Annotated in this window: 2 protein-coding genes; both read left to right on the plus strand. The window is 28.4% G+C overall.

What is annotated here, in order from left to right:
- A partial coding sequence (locus Q0649_RS05050) for a hypothetical protein (protein WP_298838283.1) occupies positions 1-1,357 on the plus strand: 1,357 nt, incomplete at its 5' end.
- A gap of 85 nt (positions 1,358-1,442) precedes the next feature.
- On the plus strand, positions 1,443-1,926 hold a 484-nt coding region (locus Q0649_RS05055; protein WP_298838286.1), incomplete at its 3' end, for a zinc dependent phospholipase C family protein.

The raw sequence follows: 1,926 nt of genomic DNA on the forward strand, positions 1-1,926 counted from the left end.
GGTTAGTATGACTGAATTATTATCAATGCTTACAACTACATTATACGAGGGGGGAAGTATGAAGAAGACCATTGGATTTATAATTATTTTAGTTTTGATGGCTTTTGCACTATTTTCATTGAGAAGTTCTTTTAAAGAATATGGAGTTACAGTCAAAGATGGTAGTATTAAAACACAAGTTTTATATAAAGGGTTAAATAATTCAGTGGATTTTACTAAAGATAATGAGGGAAATTATTATATTGCGTTCAAAGATAGAATACAGTACATAGATAAAGCAGGCAGGGCGTTTAATATATTCATAAATAAGAATTTAAGTATAACTAGCTTAGATTACAATAAAAAAACATTGTATTACGCCTCGGGTACAAGAGTTTATTCATATAATTTAATATCAAAGGAGAATAAAGAAATAATAAAAAATATACCGAATTATGGAGACTATAATAAAAGTTTGATTAGAATTAATGGAGATTATTTATTTGTTACAATAGGGTCAGCTACAAATTCTGGGGTAGTTGGACTTGACAATAAGTGGCTAGATAATTATCCCCAAAACCATGACATTACTCCTAAAAGTATAACTATAAAAGGAATAAATTTCGCAGGGGTAAAAACAGGAGCATTCGTTCCATATCTAACTAGAAATGTAAAAGGACAGATCATAACGCAGCATGTTATTGGAAATTCATCTATAATAGTTTATAATTTAAAAACTGGCGCACAAGGAAAATTTGCTTGGGGTATAAGAAATATGACGGGGATAGATTTTAATAGTGAGGGCAAAGTATTAGTTATAGTTGGAGGCATGGAGGCAAGAGGATTAAGAGCTGTGAAAGGTGATAGTGACTACATTTATAAAATTAAAAAAAATGAATGGTATGGTTTTCCAGATTACTCTGGTGGTGATCCAATAAGCTCTCCTAAGTTTACAGACTTGTTTAATAAGCCAATACCAGCTATTCTAGATAACCATCCTACAATAAATCCACCGGCACCAATATATCAACATAAATCAGTGAATAGCTTAATAAGTTTAGCAATAGATACAAAAGGAATATTTGGAGATAAAGATTGTATATATTTCTATGAAAAGAATGATAATAGTATATATAGTTTAAATAAAAATAGTGCACTTAAAGAAAAAGTGAAATTTGAAAGTGGAGCATATATATCTAGCATAAAATTTTTTGATAATTTGATAATACTAGATTCTAAAAATGGATATTTGATTAGTATAGAAAAATGTAAATCTAGTAATATAAGTAGTGGAATAGGTGAGTTTTATTACTTTTTGTTAACAATAGTTACAACTTTAATAGTGGTTATACTTGTTGATTTAAGAAAAAAGAACTAAAATAGAGTAAGTAATTATTATTATGGTAAAATTAAACATGTTTTTAAAATAGATTTAGCGTATACTAAATTAAGAGGTGAACAGCTTGAAGAAACAATTTGAAGCTACATATGGAAAAACCTTACGAGGTTTAATGGTAACAATAAATCCAATTAAAAAAAGGATTATGAAAACTCATTGTATTGTTCATAAATTTATTAATATTCAAGCGATTGAGATATTAAAAAATAAAGGATACACTGAAGTTAATACCTTCTATAAATATTATGTAAAAGAATTAAACAAGGGGGTTACTTGGGCAGATCAAGATTTTAAGAGCTCAAATCATTTTTATCATCACATTACGGGAACAGGGTTATATGGATTTTCTAATGCATTAACAGAATTTAATAAATACTATAAATATGCGTTAAAGTTCGTAGAAGCTGGGGATATAAGGCAAGCAATGTTTTATTTTGGAGCAGCGTGCCATTTGATTCAGGATGCTACTGTTCCTCAACATGTGAACAATAAATTACTTAAAAATCATAGAAATTTTGAACTTTGGATTATAGGTAGATTAATGAGTG

Origin of the sequence: uncultured Clostridium sp. (assembly GCF_937920395.1) — a bacterium.
Lineage (GTDB): Bacteria > Bacillota > Clostridia > Clostridiales > Clostridiaceae > Clostridium_AD.